General features: G+C 70.2%; 19 protein-coding genes. 6 read left to right on the forward strand and 13 right to left on the reverse strand.

What is annotated here, in order from left to right:
• Positions 1-45: 45 nt before the first annotated feature.
• Positions 46-954: an NAD-dependent epimerase/dehydratase family protein gene (locus FHP06_RS12530; protein ID WP_147687134.1), complete on the forward strand. Its 909-nt coding sequence runs from the start codon at positions 46-48 to the stop codon at positions 952-954.
• On the opposite strand, the gene FHP06_RS12535 is transcribed toward FHP06_RS12530, so the two are convergent.
• Positions 951-4,337, reverse strand: coding sequence for a pyruvate carboxylase (locus FHP06_RS12535; protein WP_147687135.1), 3,387 nt, complete (start codon positions 4,335-4,337; stop codon positions 951-953). The two genes, FHP06_RS12530 and FHP06_RS12535, sit on opposite strands and share 4 nt — an antisense overlap.
• 51 nt (positions 4,338-4,388) lie before the next feature.
• On the opposite strand from FHP06_RS12535, the gene FHP06_RS12540 reads away from it, so the two are divergent.
• From FHP06_RS12540 to FHP06_RS12550, 3 genes are all read left to right on the forward strand, one after another.
• Positions 4,389-4,682 carry a hypothetical protein gene (locus FHP06_RS12540; protein ID WP_147687136.1) on the forward strand — a complete coding sequence of 98 codons (294 nt, stop codon included), beginning with the start codon at positions 4,389-4,391 and terminating at the stop codon, positions 4,680-4,682.
• Positions 4,683-4,762: 80 nt separating this feature from the next.
• Positions 4,763-5,926 carry an Ig-like domain-containing protein gene (locus FHP06_RS16050; protein ID WP_187271920.1) on the forward strand — a complete coding sequence of 388 codons (1,164 nt, stop codon included), beginning with the start codon at positions 4,763-4,765 and terminating at the stop codon, positions 5,924-5,926.
• Positions 5,913-6,560 carry a GNAT family N-acetyltransferase gene (locus FHP06_RS12550; protein WP_147687137.1) on the forward strand — a complete coding sequence of 216 codons (648 nt, stop codon included), beginning with the start codon at positions 5,913-5,915 and terminating at the stop codon, positions 6,558-6,560. The genes FHP06_RS16050 and FHP06_RS12550 overlap by 14 nt, the downstream gene beginning before the upstream one ends.
• On the opposite strand, the gene FHP06_RS12555 is transcribed toward FHP06_RS12550, so the two are convergent.
• A complete protein-coding gene (locus FHP06_RS12555) occupies positions 6,557-7,027 on the reverse strand; it encodes a monooxygenase family protein (protein ID WP_147687138.1) in 471 nt (156 codons plus the stop codon). The two genes, FHP06_RS12550 and FHP06_RS12555, sit on opposite strands and share 4 nt — an antisense overlap.
• Before the next feature lie 28 nt (positions 7,028-7,055).
• Here FHP06_RS12555 and FHP06_RS16130 point away from each other — a divergent pair, with 28 nt between their 5' ends.
• Complete coding sequence (locus FHP06_RS16130) at positions 7,056-7,538, forward strand: nuclear transport factor 2 family protein (RefSeq protein WP_222706475.1); 483 nt, start codon at positions 7,056-7,058, stop codon at positions 7,536-7,538.
• Between the two features lie 6 nt (positions 7,539-7,544).
• On the opposite strand, the gene FHP06_RS12565 is transcribed toward FHP06_RS16130, so the two are convergent.
• The 4 genes from FHP06_RS12565 to dnaK are packed head-to-tail and all read right to left on the reverse strand — an operon-like array spanning position 7,545 to position 11,507.
• Positions 7,545-7,910 carry a heat shock protein transcriptional repressor HspR gene (locus FHP06_RS12565; protein WP_147687139.1) on the reverse strand — a complete coding sequence of 122 codons (366 nt, stop codon included), beginning with the start codon at positions 7,908-7,910 and terminating at the stop codon, positions 7,545-7,547.
• Complete coding sequence (gene dnaJ, locus FHP06_RS12570) at positions 7,907-9,061, reverse strand: molecular chaperone DnaJ (RefSeq protein ID WP_147687140.1); 1,155 nt, start codon at positions 9,059-9,061, stop codon at positions 7,907-7,909. Before dnaJ ends, FHP06_RS12565 begins: the two co-directional genes overlap by 4 nt.
• Positions 9,062-9,075: 14 nt before the next feature.
• Positions 9,076-9,657 carry a nucleotide exchange factor GrpE gene (gene grpE, locus FHP06_RS12575; protein WP_147687141.1) on the reverse strand — a complete coding sequence of 194 codons (582 nt, stop codon included), beginning with the start codon at positions 9,655-9,657 and terminating at the stop codon, positions 9,076-9,078.
• Positions 9,654-11,507 carry a molecular chaperone DnaK gene (gene dnaK, locus FHP06_RS12580; protein WP_147687142.1) on the reverse strand — a complete coding sequence of 618 codons (1,854 nt, stop codon included), beginning with the start codon at positions 11,505-11,507 and terminating at the stop codon, positions 9,654-9,656. The genes grpE and dnaK overlap by 4 nt, the downstream gene beginning before the upstream one ends.
• A 133-nt stretch (positions 11,508-11,640) precedes the next feature.
• Between dnaK and FHP06_RS12585 the strand changes: the two genes are divergently transcribed.
• Positions 11,641-12,033: a hypothetical protein gene (locus FHP06_RS12585; protein WP_147687143.1), complete on the forward strand. Its 393-nt coding sequence runs from the start codon at positions 11,641-11,643 to the stop codon at positions 12,031-12,033.
• A 25-nt stretch (positions 12,034-12,058) separates the two neighbouring features.
• Here the strand turns inward: FHP06_RS12585 and FHP06_RS12590 are convergent, their stop codons facing one another.
• The 7 genes from FHP06_RS12590 to FHP06_RS12620 all read right to left on the reverse strand — a co-directional run bounded on the left by FHP06_RS12590 (position 12,059) and on the right by FHP06_RS12620 (position 19,379).
• Positions 12,059-13,375: a cytochrome P450 gene (locus FHP06_RS12590; protein WP_147687144.1), complete on the reverse strand. Its 1,317-nt coding sequence runs from the start codon at positions 13,373-13,375 to the stop codon at positions 12,059-12,061.
• Positions 13,369-15,183 (reverse strand): peroxidase family protein, encoded by a 1,815-nt coding sequence (locus FHP06_RS12595; protein WP_147687145.1) that lies wholly within the window; start codon positions 15,181-15,183, stop codon positions 13,369-13,371. The genes FHP06_RS12590 and FHP06_RS12595 overlap by 7 nt, the downstream gene beginning before the upstream one ends.
• Positions 15,184-15,252: 69 nt before the next feature.
• Positions 15,253-15,816 carry a TIGR03086 family metal-binding protein gene (locus tag FHP06_RS12600; protein WP_147687146.1) on the reverse strand — a complete coding sequence of 188 codons (564 nt, stop codon included), beginning with the start codon at positions 15,814-15,816 and terminating at the stop codon, positions 15,253-15,255.
• Positions 15,803-16,288, reverse strand: a complete 486-nt coding sequence (locus FHP06_RS12605) for an SRPBCC family protein (RefSeq protein WP_147687147.1) — start codon at positions 16,286-16,288, stop codon at positions 15,803-15,805. The genes FHP06_RS12600 and FHP06_RS12605 overlap by 14 nt, the downstream gene beginning before the upstream one ends.
• A complete protein-coding gene (locus tag FHP06_RS12610; protein WP_147687148.1) occupies positions 16,285-16,641 on the reverse strand; it encodes an ArsR/SmtB family transcription factor in 357 nt (118 codons plus the stop codon). Before FHP06_RS12610 ends, FHP06_RS12605 begins: the two co-directional genes overlap by 4 nt.
• 81 nt (positions 16,642-16,722) lie before the next feature.
• Positions 16,723-18,171 (reverse strand): MFS transporter, encoded by a 1,449-nt coding sequence (locus tag FHP06_RS12615; RefSeq protein ID WP_147687149.1) that lies wholly within the window; start codon positions 18,169-18,171, stop codon positions 16,723-16,725.
• 47 nt (positions 18,172-18,218) lie between these two features.
• The gene (locus tag FHP06_RS12620; RefSeq protein ID WP_187271921.1) at positions 18,219-19,379 is read right to left on the reverse strand and encodes an HNH endonuclease signature motif containing protein; all 1,161 of its coding nucleotides are present in this window, start codon (positions 19,377-19,379) and stop codon (positions 18,219-18,221) included.
• Positions 19,380-19,427: the final 48 nt, after the last annotated feature.

The raw sequence follows: 19,427 nt of genomic DNA on the forward strand, positions 1-19,427 counted from the left end.
TGTCACGATCGAAACGGAGAGCACCGCTCACAGTTTGGAGAGATCATGACCATCGTCATCACCGGAGCCGGCCCCATCGGCAGCACCATCGCCCGCCAGTACGCCGACCGCGGCGTCGCCGTGCGCATCCTGACGCGCTCCGGGTCCGGTCCGGACCACCCGCTGGTCGAGCGCCGGAAGGTCGACGTCACCGACCGCGACGCCCTCCTGAAGGCCGCACGCGACGCCGACGTCATCCACCACTGCATCCACGCGTCGGCCTACGTCGCGGACGTGTGGCGCCGCGAGCTGCCGTACGCGGAGCAGGTCGTGCTCGACGTCGCCGAGCAGGTCGGCGCGGTCGTCGTGTTCCCGGAGAGCCTGTACGCGTTCGACACCTCGGGCGTCATCACCGAGTCCGGGCCCCGCTCGACCAATGGCGGGAAGCCGGCGATCCGCCGGGAGCTCCTGGCTGCCCGCGCGGCCTCCCCGGCTCGCACCATCAGCGTCGTGGCGTCGGACTACTTCGGTCCCGGCGCCGGCGCCAGGGCCCACGCCGGCGACCGGATGCTCGAGCCGGCCACACGTGGCGGCACCTTCCGGGCCCTCGGGTCGGTCGACCTGCCGCACAGCTGGACCTACCTGCCGGACCTCGCCGCCGCGATGATCGCCGCGTCCGAGCTGCCGCCGCAGGGTGACCGCATCCTCTTCGCCCCGACCAACGCTCCCCGCACGCAGCGGGAGATCGCCACGGACTACGCGAACGCCGCCGGGCGTCCCACGCCGAAGGTCGGCAGGCTCCCCTCCTGGGTCGTCCGCCTCGTCGGACGCGTGCACGCGGAGACCGGCGGCATCGCGGAGATGCTGTACATGTTCGAGCGACCGCTGGTCATGGACTCCTCCGCGAGCGAGGCCGAGCTGGGACTCGCCCCCACGCCGTGGGACGTCGCCGTCAAGACGACCGTCGAGGACTAGGCAAGGACCAGCAGGAGGTCGCCGCCCTCGGCCTGCCGGGTGTCGGCGATGACCAGCCGCTCGACGGTGCCGGCGGACGGCGCAGTGATCGAGGCCTCCATCTTCATGGCCTCGATCGTCGCGACGGTCTGCCCGGCCTCGACCCGGTCGCCCTCCGCCACCACCGCGTGCACGACGCCCGCGAACGGCACGGCCACCTGCTTGGGGTCCGAAGGTTCTGCCTTCTCCGCTGTCGCGACCGCGGCGTCGACGGACCGGTCGCGCACCTCGGTGGGCCGGAGCTGGCCGTTCACGGTGCCCAGCACGTTGCGCATGCCGCGCTCGTCGGGCTCGCCCACGGCCTCGACGCCGAACAGGTGCAGCGTGCCCTCGCCCAGGACGACCTCGGTCTCCTCGTCCGGGCGCAGGCCGTAGAGGAAAGCGTCCGTGGGGACGGCCGCCAGGTCGCCGTGCTCCGCGCGGGCCTTCTCGTAGTCGTCGGTCGGGCCGGGGAACAGCAGCCGGTTGAGCGTCGCGCGACGGGTGCCGGCGTCGTCGGAGCCCAGGGCGGACGACTCCTCGACGCTGAGCTCGGTGACCCGCGGCTTGGCGTTGCGGCCCTCGAGCGCCTTGCTGCGGAACGGCTCGGGCCAGCCGCCGGGCGGGTCGCCCAGCTCGCCGGAGAGGAACCCGATCACGGAGTCGGGGATGTCGAACGACGTGGGGTCCGCCTCGAACTCGGCGGGATCGGCGTCGGCCGCGACGAGGTGCAGGGCGAGGTCGCCGACGACCTTGCTGGACGGCGTCACCTTGACGATGTTGCCGAGCAGGTCGTTGGCCGCGGCGTACATGTCCTCGATCTGCTCGAACTTCTCGCCGAGGCCGAGCGCGATGGCCTGCTGGCGCAGGTTGGACAGCTGCCCGCCGGGGATCTCGTGCCGGTAGACGCGGCCGGTGGGTCCGGGCAGCCCGGACTCGAACGGCGCGTACAACCGGCGGACCGCCTCCCAGTACGGCTCCAGCGCATTGACCGCCGCGATGTCGAGTCCCGTGGTGCGGTCGGTGTGGTCGGTGGCCGCGACGAGAGCCGACATCGGCGGCTGGCTCGTGGTGCCGGCCAGCGGTGCCGACGCGGCGTCGACGGCGTCGACTCCGGCGTCGATCGCGGCGACGAGCGTGGCCAGCTGACCGCCCGGGGTGTCGTGGGTGTGCAGGTGGACCGGCAGGTCGAACCGCTCGCGCAGCGCGGTGACCAGCGTGCGCGCGGCCGGCACCCGCAGGAGGCCGGCCATGTCCTTGATCGCGAGGACGTGGGCCCCGGCGTCGACGATCTTCTCGGCGAGGGTCAAGTAGTAGTCGAGCGTGTAGAGCGTCTCGCCGGGGTCGGACAGGTCGCCGGTGTAGCAGAGGGCCACCTCGGCGACGGCCTGCCCGGTCTCGCGGACGGCCTCGATGGCCGGCCGCATCTGTGCCACGTCGTTGAGGGCGTCGAAGATGCGGAACACGTCGATGCCGGTGGCGGTGGCCTCCCGGACGAACGCCTCGGTGACGGCGGTGGGGTACGGCGTGTAACCGACGGTGTTGCGCCCGCGCAGCAGCATCTGCAGGCACAGGTTGGGCATCGCCTCGCGCAGGGCGGCGAGCCGCTCCCACGGGTCCTCGTGCAGGAAGCGCAGCGCGACGTCGTACGTGGCGCCGCCCCAGCACTCGACGCTGAGCAGCTGCGGGGTGGTGCGCGCGACGACCGGGGCGACCTCGAGGAGATCACGCGTTCGCACCCGCGTGGCCAGCAACGACTGGTGCGCGTCGCGGAACGTGGTGTCGGTGACGCCGACGGTCGTCGACTCCCGGAGCGCGCGAGCCCATTCCGTGGGCCCGACCTCCAACAGCTTCTGCCGCGACCCCGCGGGCGGTTCCCCCTCGACGGAGGGCAGCTTCGTCCGCGGGTCGACGCTGACCGGCGCGGGGCCGTGCGGCTGGTTGACCGTGACGTCGGCGAGGAAACCGAGCAGCCGCTCGCTCTCCTCGGCGGGAGGCTGCACCTGCAGCAGCTCAGGGTGCTCGTCGATGAAGCTGGTGGTGACGTGGCCGGCCACGAAGTCCGGGTGCGCCAGCAGGCCCTGCAGGAAGCCGATGTTGGTGGACACCCCGCCGACGTGGAACTCGCCCAGCGCCCGGCGGGCGCGGGTGACGGCGGCGTCGAAGTCGCGGCCGCGACACGTCATCTTGCTGAGCATCGAGTCGAAGTGCGCGCTGATCTCGGCGCCGGTGTACGTGGTGCCGCCGTCGAGGCGCACGCCCGGGCCGCCGGGCGAGCGGTACGCGCTGATGACGCCGGTGTCGGGCCGGAACTCGTTGCCCGGGTCCTCGGTGGTGATGCGGCACTGCAGCGCGAAGCCGCGGGCCTTGATGTTCTCCTGCACGTCGAGGCCGAGGTCGGCGAGCGAGGCGCCCGCTGCGATTCGCATCTGCGCCTGGACGAGGTCGACGTTCGTGACCTCCTCGGTGACCGTGTGCTCCACCTGGATGCGCGGGTTCATCTCGATGAAGACGTACCGGCCATCAGCACCGAGCAGGAACTCGACGGTGCCGGCGCACGAGTAGCCGATCGACTCGGCGAACCGGACGGCGTCCGCGCACATCGCCTTGCGGGTGTCGCGGTCGATGTTCGGTGCGGGCGCGATCTCGACGACCTTCTGGTGGCGCCGCTGCACCGAGCAGTCGCGCTCGCGCAGGTGGACGACGTTCCCGTCGGTGTCCGCGAGGATCTGCACCTCGATGTGCCGGGCGTCGACCACCGCCTCCTCGATGAAGCAGGTGGGGTCGCCGAAGGCGCCGTCGGCCTCGCGCATCGCGGACTCCACGGCGTCGCGAAGCTTGTCGGGATCCGTGACGCGCCGCATGCCGCGTCCGCCACCGCCGGCGACGGCCTTCACGAACAGCGGGTACGTCAGCTCGGCCGCGGCCTCGACCAGCGTGGCCGCGTCGTCGGACGGCTCGACCGACGCGAGCACCGGGACGCCGGCCTCTCGGGCGGCAGCGATGGCGCGCGCCTTGTTGCCGGTGAGCTCGAGCACCGACGCGGGCGGACCGATGAACGTGATGCCGGCGTCGGCGCACGCCTCGGCCAGCTCGGGGTTCTCCGACAGGAAGCCGTACCCGGGGTAGACGGCGTCGGCGCCGGCCCGCTTCGCCGCGCCGACGATCGCCTCCGGATCGAGGTACGCGCGCACCGGGTGGCCACGCTCCCCGATCTCGTACGCCTCGTCGGCACGCACCCGGTGCTCGGATCCGCGGTCCTCGTACGGGAACACCGCGACGGTGTGGGCGCCCAGCTCGTGCGCCGCCCGGAACGCCCGCACGGCGATCTCGCCGCGGTTGGCGACGAGGATCTTGGCGAACACAGGTCCAACCTACCGAGACCGGCCTCGATCGCAGCGGGAGAGAATCGCGTCATGGCCATCACCTTCGGCGTCCTGCTCTGGGCGCACGCCGGACTCGCCGACGACCTCACGGCGTACGAGGACGACGTGCTTGCGCTTCTGCCGGACCACGGCGGCCGCGTCGACGCCCGACTGCGCAGCGACGACCCAGCGGCACCAACCGAGATGCAGGTCATCACGTTCGCCGACGAGGCAGGGTTCGAGTCGTACATGGCCGATCCCCGGCGCACGGCGAACACGGACGAGCGTGATCGCGTCATCGCCCGGACCGAGCTGTACCGCGGAATTCCTGCCGAGTTGTCCTGAACTGCTTGCAGGAGCGCCCGACGGACGAGCATGATCAGGAGGTCTCGGGACGATCTCGGGCCTTGGCCGCAGGGGGATCTATGCGGAACCGTCATCTTCACGCTCGGCTGCGTCGCGCCACCGCGACCGTCGGCGTCGCCGCGGCCGCCGTCATGGGGTCCGCGCTCACGCTCGCGCCCGCTGCGCTCGCCGACGACACCGGCACGACGCCGGACCCGGCCGACCAGACCGTCGAGGTCCCGCCGCCGGCGGACACCCCGCCGCCGCCTGAGACGCCCGCCGATCCCGGCAGCGACGAGCCCGCCGATCCCCCGGCGGACGACCGGGTCGAGGAGACGCCGGACCCGGCTGTCGGTGGCGAGACGGCCGAGGAGCCGGAGCAGCCGACCCCGGAGAAGCGCTCGACCGCAGCCGTGGCTGCCGCCGTCGAGCCCGACTTCGGCTACAACAAGTTCCGCGTCGGCGTGCAGATCGAGGACGGCCGGTACGTCCCCGACGGCGTCACCACACTCGGCAGCCAGATCCGGATCACGGAGACCGGCCCCAACGTGCCCGGCGGCGAGGTCACCGCCACCTGCACGACGACGCTCGTCGACGACGTCGACCCGACCACCACGTACTGCGAAAGTCTCAACGGCGACAGCGGTACACCGCTGGACGACTTCGTCCTGGCGAACTTCGGCGACTCGGTCACGATCACACAGATCACCGTCAACGGTGGGTTGCGCATCGTCGACGGCACCAAGATCGACGTGCCCAGCTGCGATCCGGAAGAGTCCCAGAACTGCCTCTTCAACGGCGGCGACATCCTCCTGACCGACGCGCCCCTGCCACCTGACGCCGCCGACGACGAGACCTGCGTCGACCCGGGCGAGCCGGTAAGCATCGACGTGCTGGACAACGACACCCTGCGCGGCGCCCCGCTGACGGACCTCGAGGTGACCCTCGACCCGGACCAGGGCAGCGCGAGCGTCACCGGCAGCGGCGACGACCGCAAGATCCGGTTCGCGCCGAGCCCGAGCTTCAGCGGCTCCGACTCCTTCGACTACCGCATCACCACGGACAACGGCAGCGCCGACGCCACGGTCGACGTCACGCGGTGCCCGGAGCCTGAGGCCGTCCTGCCCGACACCGGCGGCGGCGACCCGTGGGTCCTCGGCACCGGGCTCGCCCTGGTCGTCGGTGGCGGCGCACTCGTCGCGGCCGGCAGCCGCCGGCGTCTCGAGCTCAGTGTCACCGACTGACGACTCCGCCACCGACTGGTGGCACTGCTGGGCCCGCCGCGAGGACGGGACGTTCGCCTGGTTCGCCGGGGTGCACACCGACGCCCATGCACGCGGTGAGCGGGTCGAGCTGCCCGAGGCGGAGGCGCGTGAGGCCGCGGGTAACGATGTCCACTGCGTCGCCCACTTCGACGCCGACGGCCGCGTCGTCCGACTCGAGATCCCGCGCGCGGCCGCGCCCAAGGCACCACCCCTGTGGTTCGTGGAGGCGCCGGAACCGGACGGAAGGCCTCCGGCCACCAGCCTCGTCGCGTTCACGGGGCACGACGTCCTCGACGGCACGCTGCTGGACGGGACGTCGCTCGCGGACGTCGAGGTGACCAGCGCCGACCAGGTCGCCGCCGTCCGCTGGTACCCGGAGACCGGCGAGGGCGACCAGGTCTACGTCCAGCCGGACTGGCGTCGTCGCGGCATCGCCGGCGCCATCGTCACCGCGGCGAGCACCCTGACCGTGGCGCGCGGCAAGCCGCCGATGTGGAGCGACGGGCAGCGCACGGCGATGGGCGACCGGTGGCTCAAGGCCAGCCCGTGGTCGCACCGCGGCGCCGAGCTGACCCACATGGCTCCACCGATGACGCCGATCGAGAAGCGCTAGCGGCCGATCCGCGTGCGGGCGGTGTCGCTGCCGCTCCCGACGGGGAACACCCGCCCGGCCTTCATCAGCCCGATGTCCGGCATGTTCTGGTAGACGGCCTCGTACTCACCGGCGCGGACCGCGTAGGTCTCGTGCCAGATGCCGGCGTGCCGGTTCTTGTCCTGCTTCCGCCGGTACCAGTCGAGCCACACGGGGCGGTGCAGGCGCTCCATGCTCCGCGAGTAGCGCTCGAGGTCGTCGAACGAGCGCCAGTACTGCACGATGACCCCGAACGGGCCACCGTGCTGGTGGAAGCCGAGCAGTCCGATCTCCGGGTTCTCCTCGACCTCCTTGAGCATCTTGCGCATCGTCGAGAGCAGGCGGACGGCACGCAGCCCGCGCAGGCCGAGGCGGGCGCCGATGATGAAGACGATGAAGTCGCCGTCGATCTGGACGCTCTGCCGCCCTTCATGGATCGTCTTGCCCATGGAGAAACCTTAGTTCGACAATCACGGCATGAGCATCGTCATCGGGATCCTCATCGGCGTCGTCGGGTTCGTCGTGCTGCGCATCGTCTTCGCGCGACTGCTGTTGGCGAAGCTGCGGCGCGACGTCGCGACCATGGCGGCCGGCGACCACCGCCCCTTGCTGAACGGCTACGCGAAGGACGCCGTCCTCGTCTTCACCGAGGGCGACCACCGCTGGTCCGGCACCTACCGCGGCCGCGACGAGATCGGACGGTTCCTCGAGGACTTCGTCCGCTACGGCCTGAAGGGCGAGATCACCGACCTCTGGACGGGCGGCTGGCCGTGGTCGATGACGATCCTCGCCGCCTTCGACGACCACGCCGACGACGAGCAGGGCAATCGTGTGTACGAGAACCACACGATCCTGAAGTGCCGCACGCGCTGGGGGAAGATCGTCCACCAGGAGGACTTCTACGTCGACACCGTGCGCATGGTCGCGTTCGACCGCAACCTCACCGCTCGCGGCCTGTGACGTGGGTCAGCGCTGGCGCCAGAGGGTGACCTGCGTGCTCCGCATCGGGACCGGGAGGTTCTGGACCGTGGCCAGCTGAGCCTGCAGCTCCGCGACCTTCTGCTGGAGCGCGGCGACCTGGTTCTCCAGCTCGATGACGCGCTTGACGCCCTCGAGGCCGAGGCCCTCCGCGGAGAGGCGGGCGACCTGGCGGAGCAGCTCGATGTCGCGCAGCGAGTAGCGGCGACCGCCGCCCCCGGTGCGGCCGGCCTGGACGAGACCGAGGCGGTCGTAGGTGCGAAGGGTCTGCGGGTGCAAGCCGGACAGCTCGGCCGCGACGCTGATCACGAAGACCTTCGCCTCCGGTCCGGGCGCTCCCAAGGGCTGACTCATCGTGCCTCCTCCATCAGCGTGGCACGCGGATCGTCGGTGCCACGGGCGGCGCGCAGGGCCTCCACGGCGGCGCGCGCCTCGTCGTCGAGCTCGGGCGGCACCTGCACGTCGACGGTGACGAGGAGGTCGCCGCGGCCCCCATTCTTTCCAGCACTGCCCTTGATCGGCGCGCCCTTGCCCTTGGCGCGGAACGTGCGGCCGCTCGGCGTGCCGGGTGGAATCTTGATCGAGACCGGCGGACCGTCGAGCGTCGGCACCGAGATGGTCGCGCCGAGCGCGGCCTCGTCGAAGGCGACCGGCACCGTGATGGTGAGATGGTCGCCCTTGCGCCCGAAGACCTTGTGCTTCTCGACGTGCACGACGAGGTAGAGGTCGCCGTCGGGTGCCGGGCCCTCGCCGCGACCCCCCTTGCCCTTCAACCGGATGCGCTGGCCGTCCTTCACCCCGGCGGGGACACGGACCTGGAGGGTCCGGCTGGACGGGGCACGACCGGAACCGTGGCAGGTGGCGCACGGGTCCTCGACGATCATGCCGCGACCGCGGCACTGGTCGCACGGCTCGGTCATCGCGAAGACGCCGCCGCTCGTGCCGGTCTGCATGCCGCTGCCCTGACACTTCGGGCACACCTTGGGGACGGTGCCCGGTCGCGCGCCCGTGCCGTGACACGTGGGGCACGCATCGTCGGACGTCATGCGCAGCGGGAGCGTGGCCCCCTCGACGGCCTGCTGGAACGTGATGGTGGCCTCGGTCTCGATGTCGTCGCCCCGACGACCCTGCGGCGCGCGGCGGCCCCCACGGCCGCGACCGCCGCCCCCGCCGAAGATGCCGCCCAGCAGGTCGCTGAGGTCGAAGTCGACGCCGGGACCCGCGCCGAAGCCGCCCCCGGGTGCGCCCTGGAAGCCGCCGCGAAACTGCCCGAACAGCGTGCGCTGCTCGTCGTACTCCTTGCGCTTCTCCGGCGAGGACAGCACGCCGTACGCCTCGGAGACCTCCTTGAAGCGCTCCTCGGCGGCCTTGTTGCCGGGGTTGGAGTCGGGGTGGTTGTCGCGCGCCAGCTTCCGGTAGGCCTTCTTGATCTCGGCCTGCGACGCGGTCTTGGAGACCCCGAGCGTCTTGTAGAAGTCCTTGCTCGCCCAGTCACTGGATGCCACGACAACTCACCCCCTTACTCGTCTTCAGTCGTTTCGACAGGCTCGACGACCGGTTCCGCGGAGGCCGGGTCGACGACGCCGACCTGCGCGTGGCGGACGACCTCGTCGCCCACCCGGTAGCCGGTGCGCACCACCGAGTCGATGGTGGTGACCTCGACGTCGGCGGACTCCCCCGCGTGGAAGAGCGCCTCGTGGAGCCGCGGGTCGAACGGGTCGCCCTTGGCCCCGAAGGACTCCAGGTGGTGCGACTTCAGCGCCTGGTGCAGCGCGTCGGCCACGGCCTTGAAGCCGCCCTCGAGCTCGCCGTGCTCCTCGGCACGGCCGATGTCGTCGAGCACGGTCAGCAGCGAGCGCAGGACCGCGATCTCGCCCTGGCCGCGCGCCGCCGCACGGTCGCGCTCGACGCGCCGGCGGTAGTTGACGTACTCGGCCTGGAGCCGCTGCAGGTCGGCGGTGCGCTCGGCCAGCTGCTCCTCGAGGGTCGGCTCCGTGCTGGTGTCGTCGGACGCCTCGACGGGCTCGTCCGACGGGGCCTCCTCCGGCGCCTCTTCAGGCGTCGGAGGGGCCTCCTCGTTCGACTCGGAGGGCTGGGTCACTTGGACTCGTCCTCGTCGTCGACGATCTCAGCATCCACGACGTCCCCGTCGTCGGCAACGTCGCTGTCACCGGCTCCACCAGCGGCGTCACCGGCAGCGGCCTGCTCCGCGGCAGCGGCGGCGTACATCGCCTCGCCCATCTTGGAGCTGGACTCACCGAGCTTGGTCACTGCGGCCTGCACGGCGTCGGCGTCGTCGCCCTTCAGCGCCTCGTTCAGCGCATCGAGGTCGGCCTGCACCTCGGTCTTGACGTCGTCGCCCACCTTGTCGCCGTTCTCGGCGAGGAACTTCTCGGTGGTGTGCGCGAGCGTCTCGGCCTGGTTCCGCGTCTCGACGGCCTCGCGGCGCTTGCGGTCCTCCTCGGCGTACTGCTCGGCGTCCTTGACCATCTTGTCGATCTCTTCCTTGGACAGCGCCGAGCCGCCGGTGATGGTCATCGACTGCTCCTTGCCGGTGCCCCGGTCCTTGGCGGAGACGTTGACGATGCCGTTGGCGTCGATGTCGAAGGTGACCTCGATCTGCGGCACACCACGCGGCGCCGGCGGCAGGCCGGTGAGCTCGAACGTGGCCAGCAGCTGGTTGCCGGCGGCCATCTCGCGCTCGCCCTGGTAGACCTGGATCGCCACGGACGGCTGGTTGTCGTCGGCCGTGGTGAAGACCTCGGACCGCTTGGTCGGGATCGTGGTGTTGCGCTCGATGAGCTTGGTCATCACGCCGCCCTTGGTCTCGATGCCGAGGCTGAGCGGAGTGACGTCGAGCAGGAGCACGTCCTTGACCTCGCCCTTCAGCACGCCGGCCTGCAGGCTGGCGCCGATGGCGACGACCTCGTCGGGGTTGACGCCCTTGTTGGGCTCCTTGCCGCCGGTGAGCTGCTTCACGAGCTCGGAGACGGCGGGCATGCGGGTGGAACCACCCACGAGCACGACGTGGTCGATGGACGAGACGTCGATGCCGGCGTCCTTGATGACGTTGTTGAACGGCGCCTTGGTGCGCTCGAGCAGGTCGGCGGTGATCTTCTCGAACTCCGCACGCGTCAGCGTCTCGTCGAGGAACACGGGGTTCTTCTCGGCGTCGACGGTGATGTACGGCAGGTTGATCGACGTCGAGGAGCTCGACGACAGCTCGATCTTGGCGCGCTCGGCGGCCTCACGGACGCGCGGCATGGCCATCTTGTCCTTGGTGAGGTCGAGGCCCGTGCTGCCCTTGAAGCGGGTGACGATCCAGTCGACGATCTTCTCGTCCCAGTCGTCGCCGCCGAGGTGGTTGTCGCCGCTGGTGGCCTTCACCTCGATGACGCCCTCGCCGATCTCGAGGAGGGACACGTCGAACGTGCCGCCGCCGAGGTCGAAGACGAGGATCGTCTGGTCGTCGCCCTTGTCGAGGCCGTAGGCCAGGGCCGCAGCAGTCGGCTCGTTGATGATGCGGCTGACGTTGAGGCCCGCGATCTCGCCGGCCTCCTTGGTGGCCTGGCGCTGGTGGTCGTTGAAGTACGCGGGCACCGTGATGACGGCGTCCGTGACCGACTCACCGAGGTACGCCTCGGCGTCGCGCTTGAGCTTCTGCAGGATGAACGCGGAGATCTGCTGGGGGTTGAACGTCTTGCCGTCGATCTCGACGCTCCAGTCGGTGCCCATGTGGCGCTTGACGGAGCGGACGGTGCGATCGACGTTCGTGACGCCCTGGCGCTTGGCGACCTCGCCGGCCAGGACCTCGCCGTCCTTGGCGAAGGCGACGACCGACGGGGTGGTGCGGGCGCCCTCGGCGTTGGCGATGACGGTGGGTTCTCCACCTTCGAGCACGGCGACGACGGAGTTCGTCGTGCCGAGGTCGATTCCGACGGCACGTGCCATGGGTATTCCTCCTGGAATTGCAGGGTGTGGGATCTTGAGGACTCTGAGTCAGATGACTTGAGTCTAATCGTATCAACTTCATCCACGGGGTCGTCATTCCCCCTGGCAGGGCGAATTTTGGAAGACTGCCGGCATGAGCGACGCGGTGGTACGACGGGTGCGGGCGGAGCTGATCGAGCTCGCGGTCGACCAGATCTCCAAGCCCATCGCGCACGAGTTCGACATCCGGATCGAGCTCGCCGAGGACGACGGGGAGGCCGACGTGGTCGTCGAGGCGGCGTCCCGGTCGGTGCGTCCGGTCGTCACCCAGATCCTCGTCAGCGTGCGGCTCGACGGCGACACGATCGTCGTCTCCCGCGACGGCGGCGCGCAACGGGTCGAGGCCGACCTCACGGAGGCCGAGCCCGACATCGCGACGTCCTTCCGGCACCGGCTCAGCGACTTCGTCGCCGGCTGCATCGCCGCCGCCCTCTCCCGCCTCAACGCGGAGATGCAACGACGCCTCGGCGGGTACGGCGGTTCGTAGCGATCGACACCTGCGTCAGTCGACGTCAGCGAGGAAGGAAGTGGATCCGGAAGCCGAACGCGTCGAGGCCGTACGGGAGCGGCTGGGACTCGTCGAGCGTCGCCCCCACCAGCTCCGGGGTCCTCTTGTCCACGACGCTCGCGAGGAACGCCTGACCGAGGAAGACGGACAGGCCGGCGCCCGGGCAGCCCTGGGGGCCGTGGCTGAAGAAGTTGAACAGCCAGCTCTCGCCGGCGTCGCCTCCGGACCACTCGCCCGGGGCGAACCGGTCGGCGAAAGGCACCCGGTCGCGGTTGCGGTGGTTGAAGACGTTGTAGATGAGGACCTGCGTCCCTTCGGGGACGACCTGACCACCGGGCATCTCGACGTCGCGCGTGGTGACCCGGCCGAACAGCGCGGTGGTCGGCCACAGGCGCATGGTGTCGAGCAGGCACCCGGCGACGTAGTCGAGACCCGCGACGTAGCCCGCATCCCTCGTGTCCACGCGTCCGACCTCGGCTCGCGCCTCGTGCAGCTGCTCGGGGTGCGTGGCCAGCAGCGCGAGCGTGCGGAACAGGTTGAGCGCGAGGGTGTCGCCCATCGCGAACAGCCAGTGGATGACCTGGCCGGCCGCATCGACGTCGCCCGGCGCGTCCGCGACCAGACCGGCGAGGCTCTTCGGGTCGCCCGCCTCCACGTAGGTGCGCAGGTGCGCGACGAAGTCGTCGTACCCCGCCGCAGGCTTGCCGGGCTGCTTGTTGCCGGCGGCCATCAGCTCGCCGAGCTGACGGGTCAGCCCGAGATCTCCGGCGGCGTCGTCGCCGAGGACGACGCGTCGGGTGACCCGGGCGAAGGCGTCGTTGACGTCCTCCCAGCCCACCTCCTCCAGCGCGACCAGCCCGGCCACCGCGTCGGTCACCACGTCGAGGAAGACCGGGCCCAGCGGGTGCAGCGGCGCACCTGTCGCGAGGACGTGCTCGGCGAACGCACGCCGCGTCCGCCACAGGTCGCCGCGGGAGATCGTCAGGGCGTCGGGCTGGAACGCGGCCATGCCCTTGCGCTTGGCCTCGGGGTCGGACGCGAACGGGTCCGGCGAGCCGCCCAGCACGTGCTCGATGTCGGCCGGGTCGGTGAGCAGGAGCGCCTCGTCAGTGGCGACGCGGACGTAGAACGGGTCGGTCCCGAGCCGCTCCACCAGCCCCGCCACCAGCGCGTACCCCTGCGCCTCGGCCTTCGCGATCGCCGCGACCTTGGTCGGCAGCTCGCGCTTCTTGAACAGTCCCTGCACGACGTTCGGCAGGCCGACCTGGGCGGTGAACCGCACCCCCTCGACGACCGACGCGTGCCGATACTCGGCTACCACGGCATGTACGCCTTGACCGTGTCCGCGACACGGACCACTGGGTTCTTCCCGCCCGGCGCAGGGCTGCCGAGCTTCGGCCACGGCGCGAACACCCGCTCGACGTCACCGATCACCGGCTGCAGCTCCGGGTAGTGGCGCAGCAGCACGTCCTTCATCGAGGTGTTGTTCACCCAGTCGAAGCCGACCTTCGTGTAGACCTCCGGGCGGAAGTCGGTGGTGAAGAACCGGTCGCTCTTGAGCCGCCGCGACGCCATCAGGATGAAGATGCGGAACGCGGTGTCGGAGAACCCGAAGCCCTTCGGCGGCTTCTCCGCGTACATGCCGACCTGCAGGTCCACCGCGTCGACGTCGCCGTTGTAGACCTCGTAGATCTCCCGTGCCCAGGTGGGATTGGGCGTCAGCTGGTCGAACGTCTTGCGCCGTGGCATCCGCAGCGCCTCGCGGAAGTCGTTGTAGCGGGGGACGCCGCGCTCGCGGTCGCGGACGATGTCGAGCGTCGCGAGGTCGGTGACCTGCCCGTCGATCCGCGTGAGCTTCCGCAGCGCGTTCGGGTAGTTGTGCAGGCACACGGCGCCGGCGCTCGCGAGGCCGAACGAGTACCAGAGGTCGCCCATCTGGTGCCGGTCCATGACGTCGCGCGTGCTGCGGCCCTGGATGTCGGTGAAGTCGAACGTCTCGAGCAGCTCACCGGACTCGAGCGAGTGGAACTCCCACTCGTCGGGGATCAACGGGTGCATGCGGTAGACGGAGACGAACTCCTCGGTGAGCGAGAACGGCGCCGAGTGGTGGTCCTTCGTCGAGCCGACGATGCCGCTCAGCGCCTCGCTGTCGCCGACGCGGCCGACGCGGTCGCGGAACGTCTCGCCGAGCGCGCCGTACCAGTTGGCGTTCATGCCGATCTGCAGCGCCGGGTGGCGGAGCACGCAGGTGGTCCACTCGACGGTGTGGATCTTCGCGATCAGGGCGGCGATGACCAGCCAGGCGACCTCGAACAGCCGCTGGTCGTCGAAGCTGGGGTAGTTCTTCTTCAGCTCGTCGCAGACGGCGTTGTGCTCGCGCGCGAACAGCGTGTGCAGCAGGCCCATCCCGACCCACCAGTTCTCGCGCATGCCGGTGATGTCGAGGCCCGCCTCGTCCGGGTTCATGCTCGGGGGCAGCCGCCCGTCGTCGTTGATCTTGACCTTGCCGTCGACGAACGTCCGCACCTCGCTCTGCCGGTCCGGGCCACTGCCGTAGATCTGCGACGCGTCCCACCAGTGCGTCTCGGTGTTCGCGTACAGCGGCGCGCGGTCGCGCGGGTTCGGCGGCGAGCCGGCCAGCGGCTGCGTCGTGCGGATGCGCATCGGGCGCTCCGGCCAGTCGTCGCCGTCGCGCACCGGCACCTCGATGACGTCGTCCGGAAGTCCGTTGCCGTGGAAGAACCAGTTGTGGTTCTCGAACTGGAGCCAGGCGGCGGCGAGGGCGTTGATGATGCCGGCCGGCTTGAACTCGTCGCGCGCCATCAGCCGCTCGCTGATCAGCCGGGGGTTCGGCTCGAGCAGCCGCCGGCGGTCCGGCTTGGTCAGGTGCAGCGGCACGTTCCGCCCGAACCCAGTCCCGCTGGCGCCGATCATCGGGTCGTCGAGGTCGTTCCAGGTGCCGTCCGGCGTGCGCGCCCGGAGGACCTCCTCGGTGGGCTTCGCGCCGTCCGTCTTGGGTCGCATCTTCGGCGCCTCGAAGAGGTTCTTGTCGCGAAGCTCCGCCCGCAGCCTCGCGAGACTCCCCGTCTGCAGGATCAACGAGGGGTACTCGTACCACTGCGGGCTCATGAGGCGAAAGTTAGACCTGTCTGAGCAGGTGACGGACCTTTTTGCAGAGAGTGGAGATCGTAACCCGACTCATGGTCTCCAGGCCGGGTCCCGGCCGATGAAGCCGACCAGCCGCTCGTGAGCAGGGGCGTCGTCGGGCACCGGCACCTTCGCCCCGTACTGCCCGGAGGCCCTGAGCATCTCGTCGATCGGCTGCATGCCGGCCAGCATCCGCTCCGCCTCGTCGGCGTCGAGAGTCTCGTCCTGGCCAGTGGCCCGCGCCAGGTCCCAGGTGTGCATGAACACGTCCGACGTGTAGAAGGCGTCGATCGCCGCGCTCAGCCGGTGACTGCCGGCGCGCGGGTGGGTGAACGGCCGGTCCGCGTCCGAGGCGTAGAGCAGGGCTTGGACGGCAGCGGCGTGCGCGTCCCACGCCGCCACCGGGTCGTCGTCGACGGACGGGACCGCGCCGAGCTCCACCCCGCCGTCCCGCAGGAACGACGGGAACCACTCGACGAGGTGCCGGACGACGTCACGCGCCGTCCAACCCTCGACGGGCGCCGGCGCCTCCCAGTCGCGGGCACCTCGCACCCGCTCCGCGAAGACGCCGGCCACCTCGCGGTGCCGCTCGGCCGGAGCCTCAGACAGAGCCATCGGCCAGCATCTGGTCGAGCTTGGCGTAGCCGTCGTTGACGCCGACCTCCATGCCGCTGCGCAGCCAGGCGTCGCGCTCCTCGAAGCTGTCGCAGAGCGACTGGGCGTGCAGGCGGGTGCGGCCGTCGCCGAGGTCCTCGAACGTGAGGGTCTCGAGCGAGACGCCCTCGGGCTGACCCTCCCAGGTGAACGTCTGCACGATGCGGTGCTCGCTCACCTCGTGGAAGCAGCCGCGGAAGCCGAACTCGTCGCCGCCCTCGTTGACGCCGACGAAGCGCCAGCTGCCGCCGGTGCGGGCGTCCCAGTGGTCGATCTTCGTGACCGAGCCGTGGGGCCCGACCCAGCGCGCGTAGAGCTCCGGGTCCGTGTGAGCCCGCAGCACCTGCGCGGGGGTCGCGTTGAAGTCCCGCGTGATGCGGATGACCGGGACCTTCTCGTCGGCCTCGATGGTGGCCTCGGAAATCGTGGTCATGATGCTTTCCCTTCGTCTGTCGTGTCGTCGGCTGTCTCGGTGAGCTCCGCCAGCACCGCGTCGAGGCGCTGGTAGCGCTCCTCGGCCTGCCGGCGGTAGCGCTCGATCCACTTCGTCATCAGGTCGAACACCTCCGCCTCGAGGTGCACGGGACGCTTCTGCGCCTCGCGCGAACGACTCACCAGACCGGCGGACTCGAGCACCTTGAGGTGCTTCGACACCGCCTGGACGCTGACGTCGTACGGCTCGGCGAGCTCGCCGACGGTGGCGTCGGCGACGGTGAGCCGCGCGACCATGTCACGTCGGGTCGGGTCGGCCAGGGCTGCGAAGACCTGCGAGAGCTGATCGGGCATCGTCGTTGTTCCTCAACTGGTTGGTTGAATACAACGTAGGTCCGACTCGCCGGACTTGTCAACCGTTTGGTTGAGAAGGATTCAGGCGTCGACCGCCGTGAGCGGCTTGGCGATGTCCTCCAGGGTCTCCCCCTCGGCCCGCACGCCAAGGAAGATCGCGACGATCCCGGCGCCGATCATCAATGCCGCGCCGATGAAGTAGCCGACGGCGATCTGAGTGATGTCCTTCGCGTCGGTGGCGTCGTCGATGAGGCGACCGAACAGCAGCGGTCCGGCGATGCCACCGATCGCGGTGCCGACGGCGTAGAAGAACGCGATGCACAGCGCGCGCGTCTCCATCGGGAACACCTCGCTCGCGGTGAGGTACGCCGAGCTCGCGCCCGCGGAGGCGAAGAAGAACACGACCGCGCCGAAGATCGTCAGCGTCGTGGCGGTGAGGTCGCCCAGCATGACGCCCGCGACCGCCAGCAGGACGCCGGACACGATGTACGTGCCGGAGATCATCGGGATGCGACCGACTCGGTCGAACAGTGGGCCGAGCGCGAGAGCACCGACGAAGTTGCTCACCGCGAAGATCGCGATGTACCAGCCGCTCTGCTTCACGTCGAGGAACGTCGTGAGGGTGTCGCCGTAGGTGAAGAAGAAGGCGTTGTAGAGGAACGCCTGGCCGGCGAAGAGCGAGAGGCACAGGATCGTCCGCTTGGGGTAGAGCGTGAAGACGGTGTGCGCGATCTCGGCCATGCTGATCGTGCGGCGCTGCCGGATGGTGATGGTGTCGTCGACGTCCTCGAGGGTGACGTCGTCCTCCCTCTCGACGCGTTCCTCGATGCCGCGGACGATGCGCTCGCCCTCGTCCTCCTTGCCGTGGATGAACAGCCAGCGCGGGCTCTCCGGCACGTTCTTGCGCACGAACAGGACGCCGACGCCGAGGATCGCGCCGAGCGCGAAGCAGAACCGCCAGCCGACCTCGGGGTCGACCACCGTCGGGTCGGTCAGCGGGATCGTCAGCAGCGACCCGATCGCGGCGCCGACCCAGAACGAGCCGTTGATGGTGATGTCGATGCGGCCTCGGTACTTGGCCGGGATGAGCTCGTCGATGGCGGAGTTGATGGCCGCGTACTCACCACCGATGCCGGTGCCGGTGATGAAGCGGCAGACGAAGTAGAACATCGGGTTCATCGCGAACGCGGTCAGGACCGTGCCGACGAGGTAGACGAGGAGGGTGAGGATGAACAGCTTCTTCCGGCCGAACCGGTCGGTGAGCTGCCCGAAGAACAACGCGCCGAGACAGGCGCCGGCGACGTAGATCGCACCGGCCATGCCGACGTCGCTGCTGCTGAGCCCGAGCCCGGTCTTGTCGTCCTTGAGGACGTCGGACAGGTTGCCGACGATCGTGACCTCGAGGCCGTCGAGGATCCACACGGTGCCGAGTCCGATGACGATCATCCAGTGCCAGCGCGCCCAGGGGAGGCGGTCCATGCGGGCGGGGATGTCAGTGGTGATCCGGCCGATCTCAGGGCTCTGACTCATGAGTCAGTGATACGGCCGGTCGCGCATCGCCGCACGTCGGAGCGACGTCAGTCAACCAGGAAGGTCGCGAGCTCGTGCTCGGCGTGCGATGCATCGGCGATCGGTGGCGAGTGGGCCACTCGTTCGGCGGGGACGACTCGTCCGGACGGCAGCATCCAGTGCAGGACCTCATGGCCCTTCAGCTGGTGGTGTCTTCGGCACAGCGGCCACAGATTCCGACCGCTCGTGAGACCGGCCGGGTGTGGGACCCGGTGGTCGATGTCGCACTCGGCGGAGGGTCTCGTACAGCCGGGCGCCTGGCAGACGCCGTCGCGGAACGCGATGGCCTTGGTGACGACCTCAGGAGCGAACCGGCCCAGGTACGTGTGGTCGAGCGTCTTGCCCGCGGCGTCGGTGATGATCCGGTGCCAGAGAGTGTTCGACCCTGCGAGGTCCTTGATCCATCCCGCGGGCCCGGTCCAGGAGCCGTCGGCGGCGACGATCGGGTCGTCGTTCACCCCGGCCAGAGCGTCGGCGCTGATGGTGACGGCGACGTCGGCGCCGATCGCGGCCTCGCCTGCCTCGTTGGTCGTGAGCCACGCAGCAGCCAGGTCGGCGCGACGCTGCTGGGCGGTGCGCTCGTCGTCGGCGCCGAACGCCTTGGCCTCGCGGTTGAGTCGCTTGTCGACGGCGGCGGCCACGAGTGACGTCGTGTAGATGTTCAGCCAGGCCATGCCGTCATCGACGTGCTCGACGTGGACGGCGCGCTTGGCCCGCTCATCCTCGGCGCGTTCCTTGACGAGGTCGGCCTCGACGCGGGCGACGAACCGCCGGACCCACTGTCGGAGCTCGGCGGTGGTGTGGGTCTCCGCGTACGCGACGACGCGTTGGTCGAGCCGCATCACGGACTCGTCGCGCTTCAGCTTGTCCATGCCGTCGGAGATCACGGTCACTCGCGCGGCGTCGATCCGGCCCTTCCGGAACGCCAGCCAGGTCTGGGGCGCCCGCTCGCGGACGTCGCGCGCGATGCTGAGCCGACGGCGCACCTGCCCCTCGGACAGGCCCGTGGAGGTGCCGATCTCCATCGCGATCATCGCGATGCGCGCCTGCTTGGCCAGCGGCGACAGGTCGGCGGCGTCGATCGCTGCTTCCTCTGCGATCGAGTACTCCAGCTGACCCGACCACAACGCGAACTCGGCCCGCGCCGCGGCGCGCGCGAGGTCGGTCATCCGACCCTCCGAAACCGCGCCTGACCTGGTCATACCTTCAACCTAGGG

The organism is Aeromicrobium terrae (genome assembly GCF_008039565.1).
Classification (GTDB): Bacteria; Actinomycetota; Actinomycetes; order Propionibacteriales; family Nocardioidaceae; genus Aeromicrobium; species Aeromicrobium terrae.

Bases quoted from the DNA above. Each gene is read 5' to 3' on its own strand.
- FHP06_RS12530 (WP_147687134.1), top strand. From the start codon at position 46: ATGACCATCGTCATCACCGGAGCCGGCCCCATCGGCAGCACCATCGCC.
- FHP06_RS12540 (WP_147687136.1), top strand. From the start codon at position 4,389: ATGGCCATCACCTTCGGCGTCCTGCTCTGGGCGCACGCCGGACTCGCC.
- FHP06_RS16050 (WP_187271920.1), top strand. From the start codon at position 4,763: ATGCGGAACCGTCATCTTCACGCTCGGCTGCGTCGCGCCACCGCGACC.
- FHP06_RS12555 (WP_147687138.1), bottom strand. From the start codon at position 7,027: ATGGGCAAGACGATCCATGAAGGGCGGCAGAGCGTCCAGATCGACGGC.
- FHP06_RS16130 (WP_222706475.1), top strand. From the start codon at position 7,056: ATGAGCATCGTCATCGGGATCCTCATCGGCGTCGTCGGGTTCGTCGTG.
- FHP06_RS12565 (WP_147687139.1), bottom strand. From the start codon at position 7,910: ATGAGTCAGCCCTTGGGAGCGCCCGGACCGGAGGCGAAGGTCTTCGTG.
- dnaK (WP_147687142.1), bottom strand. From the start codon at position 11,507: ATGGCACGTGCCGTCGGAATCGACCTCGGCACGACGAACTCCGTCGTC.
- FHP06_RS12585 (WP_147687143.1), top strand. From the start codon at position 11,641: ATGAGCGACGCGGTGGTACGACGGGTGCGGGCGGAGCTGATCGAGCTC.
- FHP06_RS12595 (WP_147687145.1), bottom strand. From the start codon at position 15,183: ATGAGCCCGCAGTGGTACGAGTACCCCTCGTTGATCCTGCAGACGGGG.
- FHP06_RS12600 (WP_147687146.1), bottom strand. From the start codon at position 15,816: ATGGCTCTGTCTGAGGCTCCGGCCGAGCGGCACCGCGAGGTGGCCGGC.
- FHP06_RS12605 (WP_147687147.1), bottom strand. From the start codon at position 16,288: ATGACCACGATTTCCGAGGCCACCATCGAGGCCGACGAGAAGGTCCCG.
- FHP06_RS12610 (WP_147687148.1), bottom strand. From the start codon at position 16,641: ATGCCCGATCAGCTCTCGCAGGTCTTCGCAGCCCTGGCCGACCCGACC.
- FHP06_RS12615 (WP_147687149.1), bottom strand. From the start codon at position 18,171: ATGAGTCAGAGCCCTGAGATCGGCCGGATCACCACTGACATCCCCGCC.
- FHP06_RS12620 (WP_187271921.1), bottom strand. From the start codon at position 19,379: ATGACCGACCTCGCGCGCGCCGCGGCGCGGGCCGAGTTCGCGTTGTGG.